23 protein-coding genes are annotated in these 25,941 nt (G+C 66.7%); 13 read left to right on the top strand and 10 right to left on the bottom strand.

Features of this window, described 5'->3' with window-relative positions; all coding sequences use genetic code 11:
- Positions 1 to 15: 15 nt before the first annotated feature.
- Together J2W23_RS28020 and J2W23_RS28015 are read right to left on the bottom strand one after the other, a co-directional pair.
- Positions 16 to 1,044: an ABC transporter ATP-binding protein gene (locus J2W23_RS28020; RefSeq protein ID WP_307651077.1), complete on the bottom strand. Its 1,029-nt coding sequence runs from the start codon at positions 1,042 to 1,044 to the stop codon at positions 16 to 18.
- The gene (locus J2W23_RS28015; protein WP_307651076.1) at positions 1,041 to 1,808 is read right to left on the bottom strand and encodes an ABC transporter permease; all 768 of its coding nucleotides are present in this window, start codon (positions 1,806 to 1,808) and stop codon (positions 1,041 to 1,043) included. The genes J2W23_RS28020 and J2W23_RS28015 overlap by 4 nt, the downstream gene beginning before the upstream one ends.
- A 188-nt stretch (positions 1,809 to 1,996) precedes the next feature.
- Here J2W23_RS28015 and J2W23_RS28010 point away from each other — a divergent pair, with 188 nt between their 5' ends.
- Together J2W23_RS28010 and J2W23_RS28005 are read left to right on the top strand one after the other, a co-directional pair.
- Complete coding sequence (locus J2W23_RS28010; RefSeq protein ID WP_307651075.1) at positions 1,997 to 2,905, top strand: LysR substrate-binding domain-containing protein; 909 nt, start codon at positions 1,997 to 1,999, stop codon at positions 2,903 to 2,905.
- A gap of 55 nt (positions 2,906 to 2,960) precedes the next feature.
- The gene (locus tag J2W23_RS28005; RefSeq protein WP_307651074.1) at positions 2,961 to 3,866 is read left to right on the top strand and encodes a ketopantoate reductase family protein; all 906 of its coding nucleotides are present in this window, start codon (positions 2,961 to 2,963) and stop codon (positions 3,864 to 3,866) included.
- Here J2W23_RS28005 and gorA read toward each other — a convergent pair.
- On the bottom strand, positions 3,863 to 5,221 hold the full coding sequence (gene gorA / locus J2W23_RS28000) for a glutathione-disulfide reductase (RefSeq protein ID WP_307651073.1): 1,359 nt from the start codon (positions 5,219 to 5,221) through the stop codon (positions 3,863 to 3,865). The genes J2W23_RS28005 and gorA overlap by 4 nt on opposite strands.
- Positions 5,222 to 5,345: 124 nt before the next feature.
- Between gorA and J2W23_RS27995 the strand changes: the two genes are divergently transcribed.
- The gene (locus J2W23_RS27995) at positions 5,346 to 7,379 is read left to right on the top strand and encodes a PEP/pyruvate-binding domain-containing protein (protein WP_307651072.1); all 2,034 of its coding nucleotides are present in this window, start codon (positions 5,346 to 5,348) and stop codon (positions 7,377 to 7,379) included.
- A 191-nt stretch (positions 7,380 to 7,570) separates the two neighbouring features.
- On the opposite strand, the gene J2W23_RS27990 is transcribed toward J2W23_RS27995, so the two are convergent.
- The 3 genes from J2W23_RS27990 to J2W23_RS27980 form a co-directional block, all read right to left on the bottom strand.
- Positions 7,571 to 9,517 carry a TRAP transporter large permease gene (locus tag J2W23_RS27990; protein WP_307651071.1) on the bottom strand — a complete coding sequence of 649 codons (1,947 nt, stop codon included), beginning with the start codon at positions 9,515 to 9,517 and terminating at the stop codon, positions 7,571 to 7,573.
- Complete coding sequence (locus J2W23_RS27985; RefSeq protein ID WP_176661839.1) at positions 9,514 to 10,182, bottom strand: TRAP transporter small permease subunit; 669 nt, start codon at positions 10,180 to 10,182, stop codon at positions 9,514 to 9,516. The genes J2W23_RS27990 and J2W23_RS27985 overlap by 4 nt, the downstream gene beginning before the upstream one ends.
- A 92-nt stretch (positions 10,183 to 10,274) precedes the next feature.
- Positions 10,275 to 11,384: a TRAP transporter substrate-binding protein gene (locus J2W23_RS27980; RefSeq protein WP_176661840.1), complete on the bottom strand. Its 1,110-nt coding sequence runs from the start codon at positions 11,382 to 11,384 to the stop codon at positions 10,275 to 10,277.
- A gap of 220 nt (positions 11,385 to 11,604) precedes the next feature.
- On the opposite strand from J2W23_RS27980, the gene J2W23_RS27975 reads away from it, so the two are divergent.
- Entirely contained in the window at positions 11,605 to 12,015 is a 411-nt protein-coding gene (locus J2W23_RS27975) for a rhodanese-like domain-containing protein (RefSeq protein WP_176661841.1), read from the top strand.
- An 82-nt stretch (positions 12,016 to 12,097) separates the two neighbouring features.
- On the opposite strand, the gene lysM is transcribed toward J2W23_RS27975, so the two are convergent.
- The gene (gene lysM / locus J2W23_RS27970; RefSeq protein ID WP_176661842.1) at positions 12,098 to 12,559 is read right to left on the bottom strand and encodes a peptidoglycan-binding protein LysM; all 462 of its coding nucleotides are present in this window, start codon (positions 12,557 to 12,559) and stop codon (positions 12,098 to 12,100) included.
- A gap of 135 nt (positions 12,560 to 12,694) precedes the next feature.
- Here lysM and J2W23_RS27965 point away from each other — a divergent pair, with 135 nt between their 5' ends.
- Complete coding sequence (locus J2W23_RS27965; RefSeq protein WP_307651070.1) at positions 12,695 to 13,465, top strand: type III pantothenate kinase; 771 nt, start codon at positions 12,695 to 12,697, stop codon at positions 13,463 to 13,465.
- A 9-nt stretch (positions 13,466 to 13,474) separates the two neighbouring features.
- Here the strand turns inward: J2W23_RS27965 and J2W23_RS27960 are convergent, their stop codons facing one another.
- From J2W23_RS27960 to J2W23_RS27950, 3 genes are read right to left on the bottom strand one after another with little or no spacing between them, the layout of a single operon-like run.
- Positions 13,475 to 14,800 carry a serine hydrolase domain-containing protein gene (locus J2W23_RS27960; protein ID WP_307651069.1) on the bottom strand — a complete coding sequence of 442 codons (1,326 nt, stop codon included), beginning with the start codon at positions 14,798 to 14,800 and terminating at the stop codon, positions 13,475 to 13,477.
- 29 nt (positions 14,801 to 14,829) lie between these two features.
- Complete coding sequence (locus J2W23_RS27955) at positions 14,830 to 15,645, bottom strand: crotonase/enoyl-CoA hydratase family protein (protein WP_176661844.1); 816 nt, start codon at positions 15,643 to 15,645, stop codon at positions 14,830 to 14,832.
- A 34-nt stretch (positions 15,646 to 15,679) separates the two neighbouring features.
- Positions 15,680 to 16,528, bottom strand: coding sequence for a 3-hydroxybutyryl-CoA dehydrogenase (locus J2W23_RS27950; protein WP_176661845.1), 849 nt, complete (start codon positions 16,526 to 16,528; stop codon positions 15,680 to 15,682).
- Between the two features lie 189 nt (positions 16,529 to 16,717).
- Between J2W23_RS27950 and purT the strand changes: the two genes are divergently transcribed.
- The 8 genes from purT (at position 16,718) to J2W23_RS27910 (ending at position 25,903) form a co-directional block, all read left to right on the top strand.
- Complete coding sequence (purT, locus tag J2W23_RS27945; protein ID WP_307651068.1) at positions 16,718 to 17,920, top strand: formate-dependent phosphoribosylglycinamide formyltransferase; 1,203 nt, start codon at positions 16,718 to 16,720, stop codon at positions 17,918 to 17,920.
- Positions 17,921 to 18,093: 173 nt separating this feature from the next.
- Positions 18,094 to 19,035 (top strand): alpha/beta hydrolase, encoded by a 942-nt coding sequence (locus J2W23_RS27940; protein WP_176661847.1) that lies wholly within the window; start codon positions 18,094 to 18,096, stop codon positions 19,033 to 19,035.
- 113 nt (positions 19,036 to 19,148) lie between these two features.
- Positions 19,149 to 19,979, top strand: a complete 831-nt coding sequence (locus J2W23_RS27935; RefSeq protein ID WP_307651067.1) for a helix-turn-helix domain-containing protein — start codon at positions 19,149 to 19,151, stop codon at positions 19,977 to 19,979.
- 16 nt (positions 19,980 to 19,995) lie between these two features.
- Positions 19,996 to 20,871, top strand: coding sequence for a branched-chain amino acid ABC transporter permease (locus J2W23_RS27930; RefSeq protein ID WP_176661849.1), 876 nt, complete (start codon positions 19,996 to 19,998; stop codon positions 20,869 to 20,871).
- A gap of 6 nt (positions 20,872 to 20,877) precedes the next feature.
- Positions 20,878 to 21,954 carry a branched-chain amino acid ABC transporter permease gene (locus J2W23_RS27925; protein ID WP_307651066.1) on the top strand — a complete coding sequence of 359 codons (1,077 nt, stop codon included), beginning with the start codon at positions 20,878 to 20,880 and terminating at the stop codon, positions 21,952 to 21,954.
- Complete coding sequence (locus J2W23_RS27920; protein ID WP_307651065.1) at positions 21,951 to 22,775, top strand: ABC transporter ATP-binding protein; 825 nt, start codon at positions 21,951 to 21,953, stop codon at positions 22,773 to 22,775. The genes J2W23_RS27925 and J2W23_RS27920 overlap by 4 nt, the downstream gene beginning before the upstream one ends.
- A 469-nt stretch (positions 22,776 to 23,244) precedes the next feature.
- Complete coding sequence (locus J2W23_RS27915) at positions 23,245 to 24,018, top strand: ABC transporter ATP-binding protein (RefSeq protein ID WP_176661852.1); 774 nt, start codon at positions 23,245 to 23,247, stop codon at positions 24,016 to 24,018.
- Between the two features lie 4 nt (positions 24,019 to 24,022).
- Positions 24,023 to 25,903, top strand: coding sequence for an AMP-dependent synthetase/ligase (locus tag J2W23_RS27910; protein ID WP_307651064.1), 1,881 nt, complete (start codon positions 24,023 to 24,025; stop codon positions 25,901 to 25,903).
- The last annotated feature ends 38 nt before the right edge of the window (positions 25,904 to 25,941 follow it).

Genomic DNA, 25,941 nt, shown 5'->3' with positions numbered 1-25,941 from the left:
GAGGAAAGGAAAAGTTCAGTGGTCGAGTAAACGGAGGTGCTCGGGCGCGATGGCGATGGCTTCCGACGCCGGCACGGCCGACTCGGCGAGGAATGGCTTGCCCGCACCCGGCACCTCGAAGTCGTAGCGCGTGAGCGCACCCAGGTAGCGCTGCGCACCGGTGCGGCCCGTGAGGCGATTCACGCTGTCCAACGGCGGGGCGGGCTGGATGTGTTCGGGGCGCACCAGCACGTGCACCGCAGTGCCGAACGGGCGCTGGCCGGTGTCGGCGAGGAGTTCGGCAAAGCCCATGTCGAGCCGGCCCGGCGCCGATACCTTCGCGGGCAGGATCGTCGAGAGCCCGACGAACTCCGCCACCGCGCGGCTTGCGGGCTGCTCGTAGATCTCGCGCGGCGTCGCAATTTGCAGCAGCCGCCCGTCCTTGAGCATCGCCACGCGGTCGGCCATCACGAGCGCTTCTTCCTGGTCGTGCGTGACCAGCAGCGTGGTCGCGTTGAAGCGCTGCTGGATCGAACGGATCTGGTCGCGCAGATGGCCGCGCACGCTGGCGTCGAGCGCAGAGAGCGGTTCGTCGAGCAGCAACGCGCGCGGGTCGATGGCGAGCGCGCGGGCCAGCGCCACGCGCTGCTGCTGGCCGCCCGAGAGTTGGGCGACCGCGCGCTTTGCGTAGTCGCCGAGCCCGACGACGTCGAGCAGGTTCTGCGCGCGCTGGCGGCGCTCGGCGGTGCCGACCTTGCGCAGCTTGAGGCCGTAGGCCACGTTGTCGAGCACGCTCAGGTGCGGAAAGAGTGCGTAGCTCTGGAACACCATGCCGATGTGGCGCTGGTGCACCGGCGTGCGCGACATGTCTTCGCCGCCGAGCGCAATGCGGCCGGTGTGTCCCGTCTCCAGGCCCGACACCAGCTTGAGCAGCGTCGACTTGCCCGAGCCGCTCGGCCCGATCACCGCGACCAGCTCGCCGGTGCGCACGTCGAGCGACACGTCGTGCAGGCCGTGCGTGCTGCCGGGGTAGTTGTAGCTCACGTTGTCCAGAAGGAGGCTCATGCGCGTTGCTTCACCAATGAAGAGGAAAGAAGGGCCGACGCGCTCGCCAGCACAAGAAGAATCACCGTCGCCGCGCAGGCAAAACCTGTCGCGCCATAGAAGGCCTGCAGCAGCACCACCGGGTACGTGCGGTTCTGGAAGCTCGTGAGCAGGTTCGACAACCCGAACTCGCCCACCGAAATCGCCGCCACCATCACCAGCCCGCTGATCAGGCTCTGGCGCAGGCTCGGCAGCACGATGCCGGTGAACTGCTGCCAGCCCGAGGCGCCGAGCGTCGCAGCCGCCTGCTCGAGCCGGCCGAGGTCCAGGTGGCGCAGGTCGGTCAGCAGCGTGTTGGTGAGGTAGGGCAACGTGAGGATTGCGTGCGCGGCGATCAGGAGCGGCATCGAGCCGAGCCACGGTGCGATGTCGGTGTTGAACACGATCATGTAGCCGAAGGCCAGCGTGATCGTCGGCACCGCGACGGGTGTGGCGCTCACGATGCGTGCCGCGATGCTGCTGCCGCGCCGCGCGCCGTGGTACAGCGCATAGGCCAGCGGCAACGCCAGCACCGTGTTGATCGCGCAGGTGCTCATCGCCACCACCAGGCTGCTCACGAAGGCCTTGCGGAACGAGGTGTCCAGCCACAGGTCGACGTACCACTGCCCGGTGATGCCCGTGGGCAGCAGCGTGTTGGTCCAGTTGCCGCCGAAGCTGCCGACCAGCAGCAAGGCGATGGGCAGCAGCAGGTACAGGCCGTAGACGAGCGAGATGCCGCGAATCAAGGTGAAGGTCTCCGAGTGACTTGCGCAACCGGCATACTTTCCGGATGCTCTACCTTTTGCGCACGGCGAGCTGCCGTGTTCGAGCGAATTCTAGGAAGCACACACGAACCCATGGGTGAAAGTTGGATGACGATGCTTGAGCAATCGGAAAGTGTTTTTCACAGAACTTTCATCAACCGGAGCCAGGCATGAAGCGCGACTGCCCCACCATCCAGGAGCTGCTGGCCTTCGACGCGGTGGCGCGCCAGCAAAGCATCACGCTCGCGGCCAGTGCCCTGTGCATCACGGTGAGCGCGGTGAGCAAACAGATCGCGGGGCTCGAGGCCTTTCTCGGCCGCGAACTGCTGCAGAAGAACGGCCGCGGTGTGCAGCTCACGCCGCAGGGACGGGTGTACTGGCAGAAGATTTCGGGGGGTCTGCGCGCCATCGAGACCGCGACCTTCGAGGCCCGCTCGGGCGATGCCGGCGCGGGCCTTCTTACGCTCGCGAGTGTGCCCACCTTTCTCACCAAGTGGCTCATTCCGCGCCTGCCGGCCTTCAGCCAGAAGAGCCGCCATGTGATGCTGAGCTTCAGTCGCCACCTGGAGCCGAGCGACGGCATTCCGGCGGGCGTGGATGCCGCGATCCGCTACGGCCCCGACGGCTGGCCAGGCGTGGTGTCCGAATACATCGCGGGGCGCGAGTTCGTGCTGATCGTGGCGCGCGCTTTGGTCGAAGGGCGCCATCGCATCGCGCAGCCGGCGGACATCGTCGGCCACACGCTGCTGCATCACGAAGGCGCGCCCACCGCGTGGCGCGCGTGGGCCGCGCAGCATGGCGTGCCCGAAGTGCAGACGGTGGCCGGGCCGCGCTTCGCGCAGTACTCGGCGCTGATCCAGGCGGCGCTCAATGGCCTGGGCATCGGGCTGGTGCCCAAGCTCCTCGTGCAGGAAGAGCTGGCCGAGGGATCGCTCCTGAGCCCCTGCGGCACGCCGGTGCGCGTGGACCAGGGGCACTACCTCTGCTACCGTCCGGACCGGCTCGACCTGCCGGCCTTCGTGGCGTTTCGCGAATGGATCATGGACGAGGGACTGAAGTCGCGCGGTGTGGAAGCGTGAACCGGCGAGCTTCGCTAACCTCTGCGGTCGAACGGACAACCAAGGAAACGAATCGATGAAAGTCGCAGTCATGGGCGCCGGCGCAGTCGGCTGCTACTACGGCGCCATGCTGGCGCGCGCGGGCCATGAGGTGGTGCTGATCGGGCGGCCTTCGCATGTCGAGGCGGTCAGGGCGAACGGGCTGCGGCTCGAGACGAAGACCTTCGACGAGCAGGTGCGCCTCGCTGCGAGCACCGAGGCGAGCGCCGTGCAGGGCGCCGACCTCGTGCTGTTCTGCGTGAAGTCCACCGACAGCGAGTCGGCCGCCGCGCAGATCAAGCCGCACCTCGCGCCCGATGCGCTGGTGCTCACGCTGCAGAACGGCGTGGACAACGACGAGCGCGTGCGCTCGGTGCTCACGAGCGAAGTGGCTGCCGCCGTCGTCTACGTGGCGACCGAAATGGCGGGCCCCGGTCATGTGAAGCACCACGGTCGCGGTGAATTGGTGATCGCACCTTCACGCGCGAGCGAGCAGGTGGCACAGCACCTGATCGCCGCCGGCGTTCCCACGCAGATCTCCGGCAACGTGCGCGGCTCGCTCTGGGCCAAGCTGATCCTGAACTGCGCCTACAACGCGCTGTCGGCGGTGTCGCAACTGCCCTATGGCGAGCTCGTGAAGGGCGTGGGCGTGGCCGACGTGATCCGCGACGTGGTCGCCGAATGCCTCGCCGTGGCGGCGGCCGAGGGCGTCGTCATTCCAGGCGACACCGACGCGGCCATCCGCGCCATCGCGCAATCGATGCCCTCGCAGTACTCATCCACAGCGCAGGACCTCGCACGCGGCAAGCTCAGCGAAATCGACCACCTCAATGGCCTGGTCGTGCGCCGCGGCGAAGCGCTCGGCGTGCCCACGCCGGCCAACCGCGTGCTGTTCGTGATGGTGAAGCTGCTCGAAGGCAAGCAGCAGAAGGCCGTCGCTTAGCCAGGCATCGGTTCGCGCATCGTCACGAACTCTTCGGCACCCGTCGGGTGAATGCCGATGGTGCTGTCGAAGATTGCCTTCGTCGCCCCCGCGCGCATCGCCACCGCAAAGCCCTGCACGACTTCGCCCGCGTCCGCGCCCACCATGTGCAGGCCCACCACGCGGTCGCTCTTCTTGTCGACCACCAGCTTCATGAAGGTGCGCTCGCTGCGGCCCGAGAGCGTGTGGCGCAGCGACTTGAACTCGCTGGAGAAAACCGTCACCTCGCCGAACTTCGCGCGTGCGTCGAGCTCGGTATAGCCGCAGGTGCCGATGTTCGGGTGGGTGAACACGGCGGTTGGAATGAACTCGTAGTCCATGCGGCGCTTGCCCTTGCCGAACAGCGCATCGACCACCACCATGGCTTCGGCGAGCGCGACCGGCGTGAGCTGCACGCGGGTCGACACGTCGCCCACCGCGTAGATCGACGGCACCGACGTGCGGTAGTGCGCATCGACCGCGATCGCGCCGCTCTCATCGAGCTTCACGCCCGCTGCCTCGAGGCCGAGGCCCTGCGTGTTGGGCACCCGGCCGGTGGCGAAGAGCACCGTGTCGGCCTCGATCTGCTGGCCGCGCGCGAGCGTCACGACCAGGCCGTCCGGCCCGCGCGCGATCGACGAGGCCTCGCAGTTCAGCCGCACATCGACGCCCGCCTTGCCCATTTCGTTCGCGAGGAACTGCCGCACGTCGTCGTCGAAGCCGGTGAGCAGGTGCGCGCGACGGTGCAGTTGCGTCACCTTCGAACCCAGCCCGTTGAAGATCGATGCGAACTCGCAGGCGATGTAGCCGCCGCCCACCACCAGCAGGCGCTTGGGGAACGGGTCGAGATCGAACATCGCATCGGACGTCACGATGTGCTCGCGCCCCGGGATCTCCGGTACGAAAGGCGTGCCGCCGGTGGCCACGAGCAGGTGGCGCGCGGTGTGGCGTTTGCCGTCGATTTCCACCGTGTGGCCGTCGACCAGCTGTGCCCACCCGGTGATCAGCGTGACGCCCGAGTTCTTCAGCAGCGAGGCATAGATGCCGTTGAGCCGGCTGATTTCCTTCGCGCGCTGAGACTTGAGGTGCGACCAGTCGAACTGCGGCTCGGCGGGCAACTTCCATCCGTAGCCCGCGGCCTCCTCGAACGATTCGGCATAGCCTGCCGCATAGCTGTAGAGCTTCTTGGGAATGCAGCCCACGTTGACGCAGGTGCCGCCGAGGTCGGCGGCTTCGGCCAGGCCCACGCGGGCGCCGGTCTGTGCCGCCATGCGCGCGGCGCGCACGCCGCCGCTGCCGCCGCCGATGACGAAGAGATCAAAGTCGAATGTGGGCATGAGAAGAGGCTCCTTTCGGGCGACTGTAGCGGCCGGCCGATGGCAGTGCTGCCGGCGGGACTTGGCGCGGTGCGGCCCCGCCGGAACGCGAGCGAGAATTCGCCTGCAACGAGAGGGACACTCCATGAAGAACAACAGCACCCCGCATCGGGCGCGCAAGGCGCCGGTCTGGCTATCGGCACTGGCGTTGTGCGCGGCGGCCATCGCGCCTGTGCCGGCCGACGCGCAACTCGCAGGCAAGCCTTCCTTCTACCGACGGCAGGTCGAGCCGCCGCCCGAAGCCCCGGCTGCACAGCCTGTGCCGCGCCCCGCAGTGGCCGCGTCGCTGCCCGCGCTGCGCAGCCAGGGCGACTTCGACACGCTGGCGCGCGTCTACGATCCCGGCACGCCGATGCAACTGGCCCATGTGCTGTTCGCCATCGACCGCCAGGCCAGGCCGGTGCGCACCCACTACATCGACACGCCGCGCTACCAGCTGCATGTGCGCTTCGTGCGCGACACCGGGCTCTCGCCGCGCGCGGGCAAGCGCGAGATCGACCGCAACTACCTCGTGCCCGATCGCCGCTTCCTGTTTGGCACGCTGAGCTGGCAACAGAACATAGGCACCTTCACGTACGAATTCTGGGAAGGCGACCAGCTCACCGCACCGCTGCTGAAGCAGGCCGATGCCCAGGTGAAGGCCAGCTTCTTCGCGCCCGTGAAGTTCAAGACCAACTCCACGCTGCACGAACGCGTGGCGAAGGAAGCGGGCATCGATTTCGTGAGCCAGGATGCGCTGATCCGGGAGCAGCCCTACATGCCGATGAACCTCGGCACCGCGACGGGACGCGTGCGCATCGTGGACGACGCATCGGGGCTGAATGCGCTCTTGCCCGACGACATCGCCGTGTTGCGCCAGGTGCCGATCAGCCTGCCGCCCGTCGCGGGTGTGTTGACCGAGCGGCCGTCGACCGCGCTCTCTCACGTCAACCTTCTGGCCAAGGGCTGGGGCATTCCGAACGCCTATGTGCGCGATGCGGCGACCGTGCTTCGCGAGCATGCGGGACAGTGGGTCGCGCTCAAGGTCGCGGCATCGGGCTACCAGTTGCGTCGGCTCACCGCGGAAGAGATCGCGGCGCTCCCGCCGCGTGCGGTGCGCGCTGCGGCCACCGGTGCCGTGCCCGGCAGCGACAGGGCCGTGAAGCCCGACCTGCGCGAGACCCGCCTGCTGCCGCTCGCGTCGCTGCGCGCGCGCAACAGCGCGCAGTGCGGCTCCAAGGCCGCGAACCTCGGCGCGGTGCTGGCCGCGCGCATTCCGTCGACCACGGTGCCCGATGGCTTCTGCATTCCGTTCGCCCACTACGACCGCTTCATGCGAACGAACGGCCTGGCCGATCGCATCGCACGCATGCAGCAGCAACCCGGCTTCGCGAGCGATCCGCAACTGCGGCAGAAGGCGCTCGCGCAACTGCGCGACGAGATCGTGAAGTGGCCTGTCGATGCCGCTGCCGCGGCGTCATGGCGCGCCGCGTGGCAATCGCAACTGGGCGGTGGCGGCGTGTTCGTGCGCAGCTCGTCCAACTCCGAAGACCTGCCGGGCTTCAGCGGCGCGGGGCTCTACACGACGGTGCCCAACGTGAAGACCGGTGACGCGCTCGAACTCGCGGTGAAGAAGGTCTGGGCCTCGGTGTTCAATCCCGAGGCCTGGGAGGCCCGCAGCGCCGCGGGCTTCGGCGCCGAATCGGTGCTGATGGGCGTGTTCGTGCAGACCGCCATCGACTCGACCAACGCGGGCGTGATGATCACGCGCGACCCGTTCGACGCGGGCCATCCGCACGTCACCTACATCTCGGCCAAGCGCGGCATCGGCATCCGCGTGGTCGAGGGGCAGCGCGTGGCGGAGCAGGTGATGTATTCGAGCTGGTCGAAGGCGATCCAGGTGCTCAGCCGGTCGGCGGAAGAGACGGCGTTGCAGCTGGACAAGGACGGCGGGGTGAAGGAGGTGCCGGTGGAGCATGGACGCAACGTGCTGACCGATGCGCTGGTGGTGCGGCTTGCCAGTGTGGGTGCTGCCGTGAAGCGCACGTTCAACGCCGTGGATCAGGATATCGAGTGGGCGACGGTGGGCGACAGGATCGTGCTGTTGCAGGCGCGGCCGTATGTGGAGCGGCGGCGCTGACTATTTCAATAGGTAGGCCCATCCGACCGTCGAGCCGATGGCATCGAGGCCCCTTCCTTTTTTGCGGCTGAAGATATTTGGCTCTTGGTCGAAGCCTTCTTTGTTGTGGTTGCCGTCTTGAAATTCTCCCAACGGTTTCTTGGGTCTCGGAAGCTGGTTTATGAAGACAGCAGAGCAATTGAGCACTCCGTTCAACCGTACAAATACTGCGGCAGCCACAACGTCAACCCCGGCCAGATGTACATGAACACCATGCACAGGATCACGATCAGCATGTACGGCATCATCCCGGCGAATATCTGGTTGATCGTCACGTGCGAAGGCGACACCCCTTTCAGATAGAAGGCCGACATCGCCACCGGCGGCGAGAGGAACGCAGCCTGCAGGTTCACGAACACCAGCACGCCGAAGAGCAGCGGGTCGATCTGGAAGTGCGCGAGCAGCGGCAGGAAGATGGGCACGAAGATCACGATGATCTCGGTCCACTCCAGCGGCCAGCCGAGAATGAAGATGATCGCCTGAGACAGCAGCAGAAACTGCAGCGGCGACAGGTTCATGCCGAGCACCCACTCCTCGATGATGCGTTGCCCGCCCAGCAGCGCGAACACCGCCGAGAACAGCGCCGAGCCCACGAAGAGCCAGCACACCATCGAGGTGGTCTTGAGCGTGAGGAAGACCGCCTCCTTGGTCTTCTTGAAGTCCAGCGTCCCGGCCTGCCAGGCCATGAGAAACGCCCCGGCCGCGCCGACCGCCGCCGATTCGGTGGCGGTCGTGATGCCGAACAGAATCACGCCCAGCACGACCAGCGTGAGCGTGGCGAGCGGCATCACCGACGACACCAGCATGCGCAGGATTTCGAACTGCTCCGCATCCATGCGCCAGTAGTACCAGCCGAGCAGCGCGAGCGTGAAGAGGCTGGCGAGCAGGAAGCCCGTGTAGAAGGCTTCGGGCACGGCGGCGGTCTTCGGTGCTTCGACCGCTTCGCCGAGCTGTTGAAGGCCGCCTTCCGCCGCGGGAGGCGCCGCGGCAGTTTCGCTGCCGGGTGGTTCCTCGACGCCACCGGGCGGCTCCTGCAGGCCGCTGTCCGAGCCGGCCTCCTTCGGCGCGTCGTCGGTCGGCGGTTCGGCCAGGCCTGTGCCGCTCTCGGAGGAAGCAGACGAAGGCGCTTCGGGCAGTGTCGCGGCCGCCCCCGGAGTCTTCTGCGTGGCCTGCTGCTCCGCGACTGGCCCATTGGCGTCTTTTTGCGAGTAGATCGTGACGTACCACCACACCGAGCCCAGCGTCGCCGCAGCCAGTGTCAGCGGCACCAGCGAGGTCAGCAGGCTGCGCAGCAGCATCCACCAGGTGATGCGCACGCCCTCGGCCGCGCCGCGCAAGGCACGCGTCGGCGACACCACCGCCGCGAACAGCGCAGGCAGCATGCGCGGCGAATAGCTCTGCGCGATGTGCGCGACCCACGGCGTGATGGGGGCGCGCTGCTTGTCGGGCGACAGCTTGGGCGCGACCTTCGGCTGCAGCACGGCCCAGCCAATCACGTAGACCAGGTAGAGAAACGCGAGGAAGAAGCCAGGGAACATCGCGGCCGCATAGAGCTTCACCACCGACTGCCCGGCCACCGCCGCGTACACGATGATCATCACCGAGGGGGGAATCAGGATGCCGAGCGTGCCGCCGGCCGTGATCACACCGGCGGCCAGCCGCGTGTCGTAGCCCGCGTTGAGCATCGGCCGCATTGCGATCACGCCCATCAGCACCACCACCGCGCCGACCAGGCCGCTCGCGATGCCCCAGAAGGTGCACACGATCAGCGTCGTCACCGCGAGGGAGCCGGGCACGCGGCGGAAGGCGAGCTGAACGCTGTGGAACATCTTGTCCACCAGCGCGCCGCGCTCCATCACGTAGCCCATCAGCACGAAGAGCGGAATGGACAGCAGCGTCTCGTTGGTCATGGCGCCGAAGGCGCGCTGCACCATCAGGTCGAAGACCTTGTTGTCGAGCCAGGGCGAAGCGGGGTCGTAGAAGGCGATGAAGCCGAAGAACATGCCGAGGCCCATCAGCGTGAACGCCGTGGGGAAGCCGAGCATGATCACGACCACGATCAGGCCGAGCATCGAAAGACCGAGTGCGGGATCGCTCATGCCGCACCTCCGGTCGAATCGCTCTTGCGCTGTTGGGCCGCCTGCTCGATGGCCTTGGCCTTGTCGATCACCTCGCGCTTGTCGGCTTCATCGACATAACTGCTGCCGGCAAGCTGTTCGCCGACCACGTCCATTTCTTCCGCATCCTTCAGGCGCGGCGTCCACACACCGGTCTTCAGGCACAGCGCGCAGCGCACCATCTCGGCGATGCCCTGCACCAGCAGCACTGCGCCGGCCACGGGGATCACGAACTTGAACGGATACACCGGAATCGGGTCGGCATTGAATGTCTGCTCGCGCATCGCGAGCGATTCACCGAAATAGGTCCAGCCCGACCAGGTGAGCGCCACCACGCCGGGGAGGAAGAAGACCGCGAACAGCACGAGGTCGAGCGCGGCCTGCGTGCGCGGTTTCATGCTGCCGTAGAAGAAGTCGCCGCGCACATGGCCCGCCTGCGAGAGCGTGTAGGCCCCGCCCATCATGAAGAGCGTGCCGTAGAGCATGTTGTTGGCATCGAAGATCCAGGCGGTGGGCGCGTTGAGCGCATAGCGCTTGAAGACCTCGCCGCACACCAGCAGCATCAGCGCGACGATGAGCCACGAGAAGGTCTTGCCCACGACCATGCTGAACCGGTCGACGGTATGGAGGAAACGTTGGATGGTCATGAAGGCATGGCAGGCAGGAAAGCACGCATCAGAAAGCCAGCCACCCGGAGCGTTCCGGATGGCTGGCGCGAACCGTCATCGACAGGTCTCTCTCAGGACTTCTTTTTGCCGAAGTAATGGGCGTAGGCCATCTTGAAGTCGACGCCGTAGTCGTTCTGCCATTGCAGTGCGCGCTCGGCGAACACGCGCTGCGAGTCCAGCACCTTCTTGAACAGCGGGTTCTCGTCGGCCTTCTTCGCCACCGTCTTGTCCCACGCCGCAAGCTGGGCGCGCAGCACCGCATCGGGCGTCTTGTAGAACTTGATGCCGGCCTTCTTCATGTCCGCATAGTCCTGCGAATTTCGCTGCACCGCTTTCCAGCTCATGTCGGCGCTCGCGGCCTGCACGGCGTAGTCGATGATCGAGCGCAGCTCCTGGGGCAGCGCGCTGTACTTGCCCTTGTTGAACAGCACCTCGAATTGCTCGCCCGACTGGTGGAAGCTCTGCAGCATGCAGTTCTTCACCACGTCGGGAAAGCCGAGCACGCGGTCGCTCGATGCGTTGTTGAACTCGGCCGCATCGATCAGCCCGCGGTCGAGCGCGGGAACGATTTCGCCGCCCGGCAGCGGGTTCACCGCGGTGCCCATCTCGGTGAACATGTCCACGGCCAGCCCGACGGTGCGGAACTTGAGCCCCTTCATGTCTTCCACCTTGGCCACCGGCTTCTTGAACCAGCCGAGCGGCTGCGTGGGCATCGGGCCGTAGAGGTACGACACCACCTCCATGTTCAGGCTCTTGTAGATCTCGTCCAGCAGCGCCTTGCCGCCGCCGTAGTTGTGCCAGGCCAGCACGGTGTTGGCGTCCATGCCGAAGCCCGGGCCCGAGCCCCACAGCGCGAGCGCGGAGTTCTTGCCGTAGTGGTAGGCCACCACGCCGTGGCCGCCATCGAGCGTGCCCTTGTTCACTGCCTCCAGCAACTGGAACGCGGGCACCACCGCGCCCGAAGGCAGCACCTCGATCTTCAGGCGGCCGCCGGCCATGTCGTTCACCTTCTTGGCGAAGTCCTGCGCGTACTCGTGGAAGATGTCTTTTGCCGGCCAGGTGCTCTGGAAGCGCAGCGACGTGGTCTGGGCCATGCTGACCATCGGCGCCGACATGGCGCCTGCGGCCACGGCTGCTCCCTTCAGGAGGTTGCGGCGGCGGGGTGATTTGCTCTCTGTCATGTTGTCTCTCTCCATACAAGTTCTGACTGACCGAAAAACCCTGCCCGCCTCTTCGAGTTATGTTTGGCAGGCCCAGGCCCGATCTTTGGCGCGCGCGAAAACGTGACAAACAGGGTTTTCACGAACCGGTGAAAAATTCCACCATCCGGCGGGCACCGGGCAAGGTAAAGATCGCCGCGGTCCGCGAGATAACCCTAATGAAATGGAAGGAAGCAAAGAGATGACTGAACCCGTTGGTGAAAAGGGCTATGCCGGCGATGTGACGCCCGAGCAGGCCGCGCAATGGCAGGCCAGCGGCGAGGCCGTGCTGGTCGACGTGCGCACCGATGCGGAGCGCGAATGGGTCGGCTACGTGCCCGGCGCCGTGCCGCTGGCCTGGAAACAATGGCCGGGCATGGCGTTGAACCCCGCGTTCGACGAGGGCGTGCGTGCTGCCGGTGAAGGCGGCAAGAAGCTGGTGCTGCTGTGCCGCAGCGGCGTGCGCTCCATCGCGGCTGCGAAGCGCGCCACTGAACTGGGGCTGGAGGCCTACAACATCCTTGAAGGGTTCGAGGGGAATCCAGATGAAAGTGGCCACCGTGGGCAGGTCGGTGGGTGGCGCAAGCGGGGGCTGCCCTGGAAGCAGAGCTAGGCGTCGGACGGCGCTTCCGCCAAAAAAGCAAAAAAGGCCCACCGTTTCCAGTGGGCCTTTTCCATGGCGAGCCTGAAGAAGATCAGAGCGCAGGAATGCGCAGCTTCTGCCCCGGATAGATCTTGTCCGGATGCGACAGCATCGGCTTGTTCGCCTCGAAGATCGCGTTGTACTTGTTGGCATCGCCGTAGTACTTCTTGGAGATGGCCGAGAGCGTGTCGCCCTTGACCACGTCGTGGTACTGCGCGGGCGGTGCGGCAGGGGCGACCAGGTTGTTCTCCACGCTCGTGACGTTGGCCACGTTGCCCGCGGCGAGCGAGGCTTTCTCGCTGGCTTCCTGCGAGGGCGCCTGGCCCGCGAGGGTCACCACGCCGCTGCTGGCGGTGTAGGTCACTTCGAGCCCGGTGAGGCCGAGGTTCTGCGTCTCGATGTAGGTCTTGATGGCGGCTGCGGCCGCCGTGTTCGCATCGGGCGTGGCCGCCTGGGCCGACGAGCCGCCAAACAGTTTTTCACCGGCTTCCTTGATGAAACTGAGCAATCCCATGGTGTTCTCCTTGCCGTGGTGGTGGATGGAATTTGCGAATGTAGCGGTGGAACGCCGTGCATGGGCGTAGGCCCATGCCGCGTGTGTCAGCGACGTGCCAGCAGGAATAACAACAAAGTCGCAATAATCCCGCGCATGGCATCCCCCTTCCTCGCAATCGACATCGGCAACACCCGCCTGAAATGGGCGCTCTACGATGGGGCGCATCCGGGCGCCGCGTTGCAGGCCTCGGGCGCGGAGTTCCTGGACCACATCGAACGATTGGCCGACGGTCCCTGGGCCGACCTGCCCGCCCCCGGCTCCATGCTCGGCTGCGTGGTGGCCGGCGACACCCTTCGGCGCCGCGCCGAAGAGCAGATCGTCGAGCGCTTCGACTGCACCCCGCGATGGGTGGTGTCGAGCGCCGGCGAGGCCGGCATCGTCAACGGCTACGACCATCCCACGCGCCTGGGCGCCGACCGATTCGTGGCGATGATCGGCGCGCGCCACCGCATGCTCGCGCAAGGACCGGCGCGGCCGATGGTGGTGGTGCTGATCGGCACGGCCGTCACCGTGGAGGCGATCGACGCCAGCGGCAAGTTCCTCGGCGGGTTGATCCTGCCGGGCCACGGCATCATGCTGCGCGCGCTGGAGTCGGGGACCGCAGGCCTGCATGTGCCGACCGGCGAGGTGCGCGAATTTCCCACCAACACCAGCGATGCGCTCACCAGCGGCGGCACTTACGCCATCGCGGGCGCCGTCGAGCGCATGGTGCAGCATGTGCGCTCGCATTGCGGCGCCGAGCCGGCCTGCTACATGACCGGTGGTGCGGGCTGGAAGATGGCGCCCGTGATGAACGGGCACTTCGAGCTCGTGGAGAGCCTCATCATGGACGGCCTGCTGGTCATTGCCCAACAGCGAGGCTGATTTCGCGGCTCAGGGGCGCATCAGCGCCTCGGCCACCGCCTGGAACGCCGGCAGCGTCAGCGGATCGTTCCCGCCATTCGCCGCGATCGGGTGCGCGGCGTAGCGCACGATCACCATCTCCGCCTTCGGATCGACATAGATGCTCTGGCCGTGGATGCCGCGCGCCATGTACGCGCCGTGCGGGTTGTTCGACACCCACCACATGTTGCGGTACGACCAGCCCGGCAGCAGCGCATAGCCGGCCTTGGCGAACTTGGCGGGGTCGCCGCCGCGCTGGATGTCTTCGACGACCGCCTTCGGAATGGCCTGCTGTCCGTTGGGCGCGCGGCCGCCGTTGCGCATGGTCTCGCCGAAGCGCGCGAGGTCGCGCAGCACGGTGTTCAATCCGCCGCCGCCCGATTCGGTGCCGATGCGGTCGACCATGAAATACGCGTCCTGCTCGGCACCGATGCGGCGCCAGATCTTTTCGCTCAAGAGGTCGGCCAGCGACTGATTGCTTGCGCGGCGAAGAATCCACGCCAGCACTTCTGCGTTCACCGTCTTGTAGGCGAAGGCGGCGTCGTGCGCGCCTTCCTTCTTCAGCGTCACGAGGAATTCGTAGAACGACTTGGGGCCCGTGTAGTTCGGCCCCTGCGTCAACATGCCGCCGGCGCGCGCGTAGTCCCAGATTTCGGCCTTCGGATCGGCGTAGTTTTCCGAGTAGTGCACGCCGATGGTCATGTCCATCACCTGGCGCACGGTGGCGTCGCCATAGGCGGTGTCCTTCAGCTCGGGCAGGTACCTGGTGACGGGTGCCGACGGATCGAGCTTGCCCTCGTCCGCGAGGATGGCCGCGAGCGTGCCGACAAAAGACTTGGTCACCGACATCGCGATGTGCGGACGCTCGGGCGTGAGCGCGCCGAAATACTTTTCGTAGACCACGCGGCCGCGGTGCAGCACGAGGATGCCGTCGGCGTAGGTGCGCGGGATCATCTGCGCGAAGGTCATCGTCTCTTCGCTGCCCAGAGGTTTGAAGGTGACCGCTTCGATGTCGTTGCGCGGCGCCGAAGGCAGCGGGCTCGCAGCGCCGCTGCCGCGCCATACGTTGGCCGTGGGCACCGTCTCGCGCACATGCGAGAAGCTCCAGCGCGTGCGCGGAAACACGCCGCCGGCCGGGTTGTCGAAGGTGATCTGCTTGTCGGGGGGAGGCGGAAAGCCCTTCATCCAGCCGAGCGCATCGACCGAGGTGGCCGCGGGATCGGGCAGCGCGGCGGGGGCGGGCGTCTGTGCAATGGAAGTGTTCACGGCGAGCAGGGTGAAGGCGGCGGCGAGCGCCGCGCGTTGGAAGAAGGCCATGGGCTTCAAGGCTCCGGTGGAATTCAGCATCAGCGACCGCTAAAGCGCGCGGGACGGCGCTCGACGAAAGAGCGCACGCCTTCGGCCGCGTCTTCGCTGTTCGACAGGCGCTTTTGCGTTTCGATGAATTCCGACACGGCCGCGAGCGGCCCGTGCTCGATGGCCTTGATCACGTTGAGCCGGGTGGCCACCACCGCCAGCGGCGCCTGCGCCGCGATGCGCTGCGCAATGGCCAGCGCCGCATCGAGCTCCTGCCCGGCCGGCACCACCTTCTGCACGAAGTTGAGGCGATACGCCTCGGCGCTGTCGAACTCGTCGGCCGTGAGCAGGTGCAGCATCGCATTGCCCACGCCGGCGCGCTCGGCCATGCGCAGCGTGGCGCCGCCCGTGGCCATGATGCCGCGCTGCACTTCCATCTGCGAGAAGCGGCAGTTGTCGGCGGCCACCACGATGTCCGCGCCCAGCATCAGCTCGATGCCGACCGTGAAGCAGATGCCCTTCACGGCCACCACCATCGGCTTGGTGCGGCGGCGGTAGTCGGGCAGGCCGAAGTCGTGCGGCTCCACCAGCCCGGCGGGAATCGCCTTCTCGCCGCGCTTCATGTACTCGGTGACCGCCGGCAGGTCCAGGCCCGCGGTGAAGTGGTCGCCGAAGGCATGCAGCACGCCCACGCGCAGGTTCGGGTCGTCGTCCAGCCGGGTGTAGGCCTCGGCCAGTTGCTTGAACATCGGCGGCGTCCAGCCGTTGCGCTTGGCGGGCCGGTTGATGCCGATCAGCAGCACATGGTCGAGCACCTGGGTGTCGATGCAGCCTTCTGCGGGTGGCGTGGTGGGCGTGGCGGTCATGGCGTTTGTCTCCTTGTCTTTATGGGACGCCGACTCAGTACGCGTACACGCCGCGGCCCGTCTTGCGGCCCAGCTGGCCGGCAGCGACCATTTCCTTCAGCAGCGGGCAGGGGCGGTACTTGGAGTCGCCGAATTGCTCAAGATAGACCTCCATCACGGCCAGGCACACATCCAGGCCGATCATGTCGGCCAGCGCCAGCGGACCGATGGGCTGGTTGCAGCCCAGCTTCATGCCGGCGTCGATGTCCTCGGCCGTTGCGATGCCTTCGGACAGCACGAAGAAAGCCTCATTGATCATCGGCACCAGGATGCGGTTGACCACGAAGCCCGGCGCGTTCTTCACCGTGATCGGCGACTTGCCCAGCTTCTCGGCCAGCGCCTTCACGGCATCGTGCGTGGCGTCGCTCGTGAGATAGCCGCGGATCAGCTCCACCAGCGCCATCATCGGCACCGGGTTGAAGAAGTGCATGCCGATGAAACGGTCGGGGCGCGAGGTGGCGGCAGCCAACTGCGTGATCGAGATCGACGAGGTGTTCGAGGCGACGATCACCTCGGGTGCCAGCAGCTCGTCGACCTGCTTCAGGATCTTGAGCTTGAGCGCGTGGTTCTCGGTGGCCGCCTCGATGACGAGCTGCGCGCCCTTCAGGTCGTCGTAGTTGGTCGAGCCCTTGATCAGCGCGAGCGCCGCGGTCTTCTGCTCGGCGGTGAGCTTTTCTTTCTTGATGAGGCGGTCGAGGCTGCCCGAGATGGTGGCCAGGCCCTTGTCGACGGCCGCCTGGGCGACGTCGATCATCACCACGTTCACGCCGGACACCGCGCAAGCCTGCGCAATGCCATTGCCCATCGTTCCGGCGCCGATGATGCCGACGGTCTGGATCGTCATGAGAAAACTCCTTGAAGTACAAAAACTGGGAAAGGGGGGAGCGGGCGGGACGCCTGGGCCACCGCCGCGACAGAGGACATCGATTGTGAAGCAGCCTCGCAGGGCCGCCGTTCCCGCACGCGACACCGGGGGCCACCGGTGGCTTACAGTGCGGCGGTTGCTTTTTCTTCTCTCTTTTCGACTTCGACCATGACCACCCTCGGCACCCCTCTTTCCCCCTCCGCCACCCGCGTGATGCTGCTCGGCTCCGGCGAACTCGGCAAGGAGGTGCTGATCGCCCTGCAGCGCCTCGGTGTCGAGACCATCGCGGTGGATCGCTACGAGAACGCGCCCGGCCAGCAGGTGGCCCACCATGCGCGCACCATCACCATGAGCGACCCCGAGCAGCTCAAGGCGCTGATCGAAGCCGAAAAGCCCATGCTCGTGGTGCCCGAGATCGAAGCCATCGCCACGCCGATGCTCCAGCAGCTGGAAGACGCGGGCGTCGTGCGCGTCATTCCCACGGCCCGCGCCGCTCGCCTCACGATGGACCGCGAAGGCATCCGCCGCCTGGCCGCCGAGACGCTGGGCGTGCCCACCAGCCCCTACAAGTTCTGCGACTCGCTGGCCGAGCTGCAGGCCGCCATCGACGGCGGCATCGGCTACCCCTGCATCGTCAAGCCCGTGATGAGCAGCTCCGGCAAGGGCCAGAGCAAGATCGACGGCCCCGCCGACGTGCAGAAGGCCTGGGACTACGCCATGGCCGGCGGCCGCGTGAGCCATGGCCGGGTGATCGTCGAGGGTTTCATCGACTTCGACTACGAGATCACGCTCTTGACCGTGCGCGCCAAGGACGCGTCCGGCACCGTGGAAACGAAGTTCTGCGACCCCATCGGCCACGTGCAGGTGAGCGGCGACTACGTGGAAAGCTGGCAGCCGCACCCCATGGCGCCGGCCGCGCTGCAGAAGGCGCAGCAGATCGCAGCGGCGGTCACGGCAGACCTCGGCGGCCAGGGCCTCTTCGGCGTGGAGCTGTTCGTCAAGGGCGACGAGGTCTGGTTCAGCGAGGTGAGCCCGCGTCCGCACGACACCGGCATGGTCACCATGGCCACCCAGTGGCAGAACGAGTTCGAGCTGCATGCGCGCGCCATCCTCGGCCTGCCGGTCGATACCTCGCTCAAGAGCCCGGGCGCGAGCGCGGTGATCTACGGCGGCATCGACGCCACCGGCATCACCTTCGACGGCGTGGCCGAGGCGCTGCAGGTGCCCGGCAGCGACATCCGCCTGTTCGGCAAGCCCGAGAGCTTTCTCAAGCGGCGCATGGGCGTGGCGCTGGTGCACGCGGCCGACACCGACACGGCGCGCAAGCTCGCCAAGGAAGCGGCTTCCCGCGTCAAGCCACGCAAGGGCTGAGCCTCTTTTGAAGCCCCCGCGACAGCCGTAGCCAGTTTTCGCAAGCCGCGCCGCAAGGGCGCGGGCATGGTGCGGGGCTTGCCGGGAGGCCGAGGTGGGGGCGGGTGCATGCGGATACCACGCATGCACGATGCGCTCCACACTGGGCGCCCGCTCGATCCACCGGAGACACCATGCTGCATCCCCAGGCGCGCGCCTTGCTCGACTTCATCGAGGCACGCGGCATCCCGCCGACCCACACGCTGTCGCCCGCCGATGCGCGGGCCTTCTACCGCGAGCGCCGCGCCGCCACGCAGCCGCTGCCCGCGGAAGTGGCCGAGGTGCGCGACCTCGCTGCGGAAGGTCCGCACGGCACCATCCCGGTGCGCCTCTACCGGCCGCTGGGTTCGGGTGCCGGCCCACTGCCGGTGCTGGTGTACTACCACGGCGGTGGCTGGGTCATCGGCGATCTCGACACGCACGATGTGCTGTGCCGGGAGCTGGCCAACGGCGCGGGCTGCGCGGTGGTGGCGGTCGACTACCGAATGGGGCCCGAGCACCGCTTTCCCACCGCCGTCGACGACGTGCTTGCCGCCACGCGCTGGGTGCGCCGCGAGGCCGGCGCGCTGGGGCTCGATGCGAACCGCATGGCGGTGGGTGGCGACAGCGCCGGAGGCAACCTCGCAGCCGTGGTGGCGATAGCCGCGCGCGATGCGGGCGACCTGCCCATCGCCTTCCAGCTGCTGATCTACCCGGCCACCGACATGCGCCGCGGCCACCCGTCGCACCAGGCGAACGGGCAGGGGTACCTCCTCACCAGCGACACGATGACGTACTTCCACGACCACTACATCACCGATGCGAAGCACGACCTCGACTGGCGCGCTTCGCCGCTGCTGCACACCGATCTCTCGAAGCTGCCGCCCGCGCTGGTGATCACCGCCGGCTACGACCCGCTGCGCGACGAGGGGCTCGCGTATGCAGAGGCGCTTACCGCCGCCGGCAACCGCGCGGACTGTGTGTGCTTCGAGCGCCAGATCCACGGCTTCATCACCATGGGCAAGGTGCTCGACGAGGCCAACACCGCCGTTGCGCTTTGCGCCACCGAGTTGCATCGCGCGCTTTCATCAGACTAGGGAAAGTCCCCGCGCAAATGCATGCCGCGCAACAGGGTTGCGCCGCTACGATCCAGCCAACACGAAGCTGCCCACCGCAGGGCAGGCCAGACCCGATGCAGGAGACAAACACCATGCAGCGAGCGAGTAATGCGCCCCCGGAAAACGGTGACGCACGGCAGGGCGAACGCCTCATGTGGCTCACGCCGCAGCGCGTGTTCTACGCCGGCCTGCTCGGTGCGGCGGCCGAGCGCACGATGGGCGGGCACGGCGTGTACGTGTCGCCCGCGGGCGTGCCGCCGATCCGCATCCGCATCGGTGGCGGCGCCTGGCAGACGGGCGAACTCATCGTGGTGCCGCCGCAGGTGCCGCACCGTGTCGAGAGCCAGCATCCGCTCATCTTCAACCTGCTGATCGAATCGGAATCCGTCGATCCCGCGCGCATGCCCGTCTTCATGCAGCACTGCGGTCCGGTCGATGCGCCTGCCTTCGTGCAGCGCGTGCGCGATGCCCATGCGCACCTGCTCGCCGCCTCGGGCCGGGGCACGGACTTCGACGGCTTCGATTTCGATGCGCTGTTCTTCGGCGCCGCGCTTGCGCCCCGCGCGATCGATGCGCGCATCCGCAAGGTCATCGACGCGCTGGTGGCCGATCCGGCCGCGCCCACGTCGGCCGAAGACTGCGCAGCCTCGGTGCACCTGTCGTTCTCGCGCTTCCTGCATCTCTTCAAGCAGGAAACCGGCATGGCCTTTCGCGCGTTCCGGGCCTGGAAGCGCGCGCGCAGCTTGCTGCGCTACGTGCGCCAGACCACCACGCTGACCGACATCGCGCTGGACACCGGCTACCCCGACTCCACGCACTTCAGCCACTCGATCCGCCAGGTCTACGGCTTGAAGCCCAGCGACATCCTGGCGGGTTCGCGCCGCCTCGCGCTGCACGACGCGGCCGGCGGCTTTCGGCAGTAGGCGAAAGAAGAGGCCCATGCAGATCCTCCAACTCCTGCTGTCGGGCATTGCGCAAGGCTGCATCTATGGGCTGATCGCGCTCGGGTTCGTGCTGATCTACAAGGCGACCGAAACCGTGAGCTTCGCCCAGGGCGACCTGATGATGCTCGGCGCCTTCGGTGCGTTTGCCGGCATGTCGCTCTTCGGCATGCCGTTCTGGCTTGCGGCGATCCTCGCGGTGGTGGCGATGGCGGCCTTCGGCGTGTTGCTGGAGTTGGCGGTGATCCGGCCGATCCTCGGGCAGCCGCAGTTCTCCATCGTGATGCTGACCATCGGCATCGCCTACGTGGCGCGCGGCCTCATCACCATGGTGCCGGGCATCGGCACCGAGACCCACACGCTGCCCGTGCCCTACAAGGACCAGATCTGGAAGCTGGGCGAGCTCGTGGTCAACCTGGAGCAGCTCGCGATCATCGTGGCCACGGCCATCCTGTGCGGCCTGCTGTTCGCGATGTTCCGCTACAGCAAGCTGGGCATCGCGATGCAGGCCTCGTCGCAGAACCAGCTCGCGGCCTACTACATGGGCATTCCGGTGAAGCGGCTCAACGGGTTGGTGTGGGGGCTGGCAGCAGCGGTCGCGGCCATTGCCGGCATGCTGCTCGCGCCCATCACCTTCGTGCACGCGAACATGGGCTTCATCGGGCTGAAGGCTTTTCCGGCGGCGGTGGTGGGCGGCTTCGGCAGCCTGCCGGGCGCGATCGTGGGCGGGCTGGTGATCGGCATCGTCGAATCGTTCGCCGGGTTCTATCTGCCCGATGGCTTCAAGGACACGGCGCCCTACATCGTGGTGCTGCTGATGCTCATGATCAAGCCCAACGGCCTCTTCGGCGAAAAGCTGCGCAAGAAGGTGTAAGTCTCCATGCGCTACATCTTCAAGACCAGCTACGACCAGGACATCCGCCTCGCCCGGCACGGCGGGCATGTGTTCTGGTATGGCCTGCTCGTCGCGTTCCTCGTCGCCGCGCCGTGGTTGATCGAGGAGTACTGGCTCGCGCAACTGACCTTCGTGTTGATCTACGGCATCGTCGGCCTGGGGCTGATGCTGCTCGCGGGCTTCACGGGGCAGTTCTCCATCGGGCATGCGGCGTTTCTCGGTGCGGGGGCCTATACGCAGGGCGTGCTGACGAATCTCGGTGTGCCGTTTCCGATTGCGCTGCTCGCGGCTGCGGCGTTGTCAGCGGCGGTGGGCGTGGTGGTCGCCTTGCCGGCGCTGCGCGTGAAGGGCATCTACCTCGGTATCGCGACGCTGTCGTTCGGCTTCATCGTCGAGGAAGTGTTTGCGCGCTGGGAGAGCGTCACCGGCGGCAACGCGGGGCTGCATGTGAAGGCGCCGCAGCTCTTCGGCTGGTCGCTGGGCTCGGGCGACGGCTTCTATTTCCTGTGCCTGGTGGTGGCGGTGCTGAGCACGCTGGGCATCCTGAACCTGCTGCGTTCGCCGACGGGGCGCGCCTTCGTGGCCATCCGCGATTCGGAAATCTCGGCGCAGAGCATGGGCATCCATCTCGCGCGCTACAAGACGATGTCGTTCGCGATCTCGGCCGCGCTCGCGGGGCTGGGCGGCGCGCTGTATGCGCACAAGCTGAGCTTCATTTCGCCGGACCAGTTCAGCATCCTGCAATCGATCGACCTGCTGCTGATGGTGGTGATCGGCGGCCTCGGCTCGGTGCACGGCGCGTTCCTCGGTGCGATCTTCCTCATTGCCATGCCGCAGCTCATCTCGATGGGCAAGGACTGGCTGCCGGCGGTGATCGGCCAGGCGCCGGGGCTGCAAGGGCTGGTGTACGGCGTGGTGCTGATCGCGTTCGTGCTGTTCGAGCCGTTGGGGCTCTATGGTCGCTGGCTCAAGATCAGGACGTACCTGCAACTCTTCCCGTTCTACCGCAAGGGATTGTTCAAGCGGCAGAAGTCCTTCACCAAATCGGACCGGCTGAGATGAGCGGCAACGGCGACATCCTCCTCTCGGCCAAAGACCTGAGCGTGCGCTTCGGCGGCGTGCTGGCGGTCAACAAGGTGAGCTTCGACGTGCGGCGCGGCGAGGTGTTCACGCTGATCGGTCCGAACGGCGCGGGCAAGACGACGGTGTTCAATCTGATCAGCCGCATCTACACGCCGACCACCGGCGAGATCACCTGGCACGGCGATGCGTCGGGACCGCTCGCGCTGACCCAGCAGGCGCCGCATGCGATCGCGGCGCTGGGCATTGCGCGCACCTTCCAGAACATCGAGCTCTTCGAGCATGCGACCGTGCTGCACAACCTGCTGATCGGCCGCCACACGCATCGGCAGACGGGGTTCTGGAGCGAGGTGTTTTTCACGCCCGCCACGCGGCGGGCCGAGATCGCGGCGCGCGAGAAGGCGGAACAGGTGATCGAGTTGCTCGATCTGCAGCATCACCGCGACTCGATGGTGGCTGGCCTGCCCTACGGCGTTCGCAAGGTGGTGGAACTGGCGCGCGCGCTGTGCACCGAGCCCAAGCTGCTGCTGCTCGACGAGCCGTCGTCCGGCCTCAATGTCGAAGAGACGGCGGACATGGCGTTCTGGATCCAGGACATCCAGCATGAGCTGGGGGTGTCGGTGCTGATGGTCGAGCACGACATGTCTTTGGTGTCGAAAGTATCGGACCGCGTGCTGGCAATGAACATGGGCGAGGTGCTGGCCTCCGGCACGCCGCGCGAAGTGCAGGCAGACGAGCGAGTGATTGAGGCTTACCTCGGAACCGTGGACGACGTGAGCAGCTTGAGGAGGGTAGCGGCGTGAATGTCTCGTTCGCTCTCTTCGGGGAGGCGCCCGGTATGCGGTGCGGGGCGGGCGCCCCCACTGCGCCGGCCGCTTCGCGGCTCCCCTGCGGTGCTCGCGTTTCGCGGGGTCTCGCAGAACTCGCTTCGCTCAAACAGCTGCGAGCCCTGATCCGCGAAACGCTGCGCTCCTCGGCGGCGCAGAGGGGGCGCCCGCCCCGCACCGCACACCGGGCTCCGGGGTGTAGTGATCGCCTTGTGCGTACCCACGGCGTTGGGGCCCCTGCCCCGGGCGGGCCGTTGAGGCACCGCCGAGCAGCGCAGCGACGGGCGGATCAGGGCTCGCCGCTGTTTGAGCGAAGCGAGTTCGGCGAGACCCCGCCCGTCGTGAGCAGCGCAGGGAAGCCCGAAGGGCCGGTGACGTCGGCCCGCCCGGGGCAGGGGCCCCAACGCCGTTCCCCGCCCTCTGCAAGCGCTTGGAGGACAACGCCATGACCGACGTCGTTCTCCAGCTCCTCAACGTGGAAAGCGCCTACGGCCCCATCAAGGCCATTCGCGGCGTGAGCCTGAAGGTCAAGCAGGGCGAGATCGCCACGGTGCTGGGATCGAACGGCGCGGGCAAGACAACGATCCTGAAGACCATCTCGGGAATCATCGACCCCCGAAAAGGCAGCATCGAATTCCAGGGCAAGGACATCACCGCCAAGGACCCGGCCTTCATCGTGCAGCAGGGCCTGAGCCACGTGCCCGAAGGCCGCGAGGTGTTCCCGCTGCTCTCGGTGAAAGACAACCTGCTGATGGGCGCCTACACCCGCAAGGACCGCGATGGCGTGGCGCGGGACATGGAGACCGTCTACACCTACTTCCCCATCCTGCGCGAGCGCGCCACGCAGGACGCGGGCCTGCTCTCGGGCGGGCAGCAGCAGATGCTTGCGATCTCGCGCGCCATCATGGCCGCGCCGCATCTCATCCTGCTCGACGAACCCAGCCTCGGCCTGAGCCCGAAGCTCACGAAGGAGATCTTCGAGATCGTCGTGCGCATCAACCGCGAGCGCGGCACCACGATCCTTCTGGTCGAGCAGAACGCCAACATGGCGCTCAATGCCGCCGACCATGGCTACGTGCTGGAAAACGGCCGCATCGTCATGGAGGATTCCTGTGACCGCCTGCGCGAGAAGGAAGACATCAAGGAGTTCTACCTCGGCGTGAAGGACGACGGCGTGCGCGGCGAGCGGCGCTGGAAAAAGAAGAAGAACTGGAGATGACCCCATGAGCACACTCGCATTGCGCGCTCCTGCCGGTCTCTGGGACCTGGCGCATCTTCAACCCCGGCTCGATGTCGTCGTGCCCGGCGACACCATCCCGGCCGTGTTCTGGAAAGCCGTGGAACTGCGCGGCGACAAGGTGTGGATGCGGCAGAAGGAATTCGGCATCTGGCGCACCTGGACCTGGCGGCAGACCGCCGAGGCGGTGCGCGAGATCGCGGGCGGGCTGCTGGCGCTGGGGTTCGGGCACGGCGAGTGCGCGTCGATCCTCTCCAACACCGTCATCGAATGGGTGCTGTGCGATGTGGCCGTGCTCAGTTGCGGCGGCGTGTCGAACGGCATCTACCCGACCGATGCGGCCTCGCAGGTCACCTACCTCTGCGAGGACTCGCGCACCACCATGCTCTTCGTGGAAGACGACGAGCAACTCGACAAGGCGCTGGAAGTGCGCGCGCAGCTGCCGCTCCTGCGCAAGGTGATCGTGTTCGACATGGAGGGCCTGCGCGACCTGGACGACCCCGGCGTCATCAGCCTCGATGCCCTGCGCACCCTCGGCCGCGAGCACCTGAAGGCGAATCCGCAGGCGCTGGAACAGCGCATCGCCGCCTGCCGTGCCGAAGACCTCGCGATCCTGGTCTACACCTCCGGCACCACCGGCAAGCCCAAGGGCGCGATGCACAGCCATCGCGGACTGGTCTACACCATGCGCGGCTACAACACGCTGCTCGCGCAGGGCGAGACCGACGAGCGCATGTGTTTCCTGCCGCTGTGCCACATCGCCGAACGCATGGGCGGCGAGTACTTCGCGATGTACACCGGCTCGATCCTCAACTTCGTCGAAAACCCCGAGACGGTGCCGGAGAACGTGCGCGAGATTTCGCCCACGGTGTTCACTGCCGTGCCGCGCGTGTGGGAGAAGTTCTATTCGGGCGTGATGATCGCGCTGAAGGAGGCGAGCCGCATGCAGCAGGCCGCCTACGGCTGGAGCATCGGCGTCGGCCAGCAGATTGCCGACCGCGTGCTGCAGGGCCAGCCGATCGGCGCCGGGCTGCGCTTGAAGTTCCGCATCGCGCGCTGGCTCGCGCTCAACAACGTGCGCAAGCTCATCGGCATCCATCGGGCGCGATTCCTCGTGACCGGCGCGGCGCCGATTTCGCCCGACCTCGTGCGCTGGTACCTCGCCCTGGGCGTGCCGATGTTGGAGGTGTGGGGCATGACCGAGTCGTGCGGCGCCGCCACCGGCGTGCCGCCGTCGCGCATCGCCCCGGGCTCCATCGGCCCGGCCACCAGCTACAACGAGGTGCGCCTGGACCCCGCGACCAGCGAGATCCTGGTGCGCGGCCCCAATGTCTTCATGGGTTACCTCAACCTGCCCGAGAAGACGGCCGAGACCATCGACGCGGACGGCTGGCTGCACACCGGCGACGTCGGGCTGGTCGACGCGGAAGGGTATTTCCGCATCACCGACCGCATGAAGGACATCATCATCACGGCAGGTGGAAAGAACATCACGCCGAGCGAGCTGGAGAACGAGCTCAAGTTCAGCCCCTACGTCACCGACGCGGTGGTGATCGGCGACAAGAAACCCTACCTGACGGTGATCGTGATGATCGATCAGGAGAACGTCGAGAAGTTTGCGCAGGACAACGATGTGCCGTTCAGCAACTACGAGAGCCTGACGCGTGCGCAAGAGGTGCTGGACCTGATCCAGGGCGAGGTCGACCGCGTCAACGCGAAGTTCGCGCGCGTGGAGCAGATCAAGAAGTTCTTCCTGCTCGAGACGCAGCTGAGCGCCGAGGACGAGGAGCTCACGCCGACGATGAAGCTCAAGCGCAAGCTGGTGCAGACCAAATATGCCGAGCGCATCGAGGCCATGTACCGCTGATCGGCGAACGTTTTTAGTGTCAACCTGAGGAGACAACC

Source organism: Variovorax boronicumulans (genome assembly GCF_030812215.1).
Lineage (GTDB): Bacteria > Pseudomonadota > Gammaproteobacteria > Burkholderiales > Burkholderiaceae_C > Variovorax > Variovorax boronicumulans_C.
This window is presented reverse-complemented; position numbering and strand designations above follow the sequence as displayed.

Coding starts and splice junctions, on each gene's coding strand:
- J2W23_RS28020 (WP_307651077.1), bottom strand. CDS start 1,044: ATGAGCCTCCTTCTGGACAACGTGAGCTACAACTACCCCGGCAGCACG.
- J2W23_RS28010 (WP_307651075.1), top strand. CDS start 1,997: ATGAAGCGCGACTGCCCCACCATCCAGGAGCTGCTGGCCTTCGACGCG.
- J2W23_RS28005 (WP_307651074.1), top strand. CDS start 2,961: ATGAAAGTCGCAGTCATGGGCGCCGGCGCAGTCGGCTGCTACTACGGC.
- gorA (WP_307651073.1), bottom strand. CDS start 5,221: ATGCCCACATTCGACTTTGATCTCTTCGTCATCGGCGGCGGCAGCGGC.
- J2W23_RS27995 (WP_307651072.1), top strand. CDS start 5,346: ATGAAGAACAACAGCACCCCGCATCGGGCGCGCAAGGCGCCGGTCTGG.
- J2W23_RS27990 (WP_307651071.1), bottom strand. CDS start 9,517: ATGAGCGATCCCGCACTCGGTCTTTCGATGCTCGGCCTGATCGTGGTC.
- J2W23_RS27985 (WP_176661839.1), bottom strand. CDS start 10,182: ATGACCATCCAACGTTTCCTCCATACCGTCGACCGGTTCAGCATGGTC.
- J2W23_RS27980 (WP_176661840.1), bottom strand. CDS start 11,384: ATGACAGAGAGCAAATCACCCCGCCGCCGCAACCTCCTGAAGGGAGCA.
- J2W23_RS27975 (WP_176661841.1), top strand. CDS start 11,605: ATGACTGAACCCGTTGGTGAAAAGGGCTATGCCGGCGATGTGACGCCC.
- lysM (WP_176661842.1), bottom strand. CDS start 12,559: ATGGGATTGCTCAGTTTCATCAAGGAAGCCGGTGAAAAACTGTTTGGC.
- J2W23_RS27965 (WP_307651070.1), top strand. CDS start 12,695: ATGGCATCCCCCTTCCTCGCAATCGACATCGGCAACACCCGCCTGAAA.
- J2W23_RS27960 (WP_307651069.1), bottom strand. CDS start 14,800: ATGGCCTTCTTCCAACGCGCGGCGCTCGCCGCCGCCTTCACCCTGCTC.
- J2W23_RS27955 (WP_176661844.1), bottom strand. CDS start 15,645: ATGACCGCCACGCCCACCACGCCACCCGCAGAAGGCTGCATCGACACC.
- J2W23_RS27950 (WP_176661845.1), bottom strand. CDS start 16,528: ATGACGATCCAGACCGTCGGCATCATCGGCGCCGGAACGATGGGCAAT.
- purT (WP_307651068.1), top strand. CDS start 16,718: ATGACCACCCTCGGCACCCCTCTTTCCCCCTCCGCCACCCGCGTGATG.
- J2W23_RS27940 (WP_176661847.1), top strand. CDS start 18,094: ATGCTGCATCCCCAGGCGCGCGCCTTGCTCGACTTCATCGAGGCACGC.
- J2W23_RS27935 (WP_307651067.1), top strand. CDS start 19,149: ATGCAGCGAGCGAGTAATGCGCCCCCGGAAAACGGTGACGCACGGCAG.
- J2W23_RS27930 (WP_176661849.1), top strand. CDS start 19,996: ATGCAGATCCTCCAACTCCTGCTGTCGGGCATTGCGCAAGGCTGCATC.
- J2W23_RS27925 (WP_307651066.1), top strand. CDS start 20,878: ATGCGCTACATCTTCAAGACCAGCTACGACCAGGACATCCGCCTCGCC.
- J2W23_RS27920 (WP_307651065.1), top strand. CDS start 21,951: ATGAGCGGCAACGGCGACATCCTCCTCTCGGCCAAAGACCTGAGCGTG.
- J2W23_RS27915 (WP_176661852.1), top strand. CDS start 23,245: ATGACCGACGTCGTTCTCCAGCTCCTCAACGTGGAAAGCGCCTACGGC.
- J2W23_RS27910 (WP_307651064.1), top strand. CDS start 24,023: ATGAGCACACTCGCATTGCGCGCTCCTGCCGGTCTCTGGGACCTGGCG.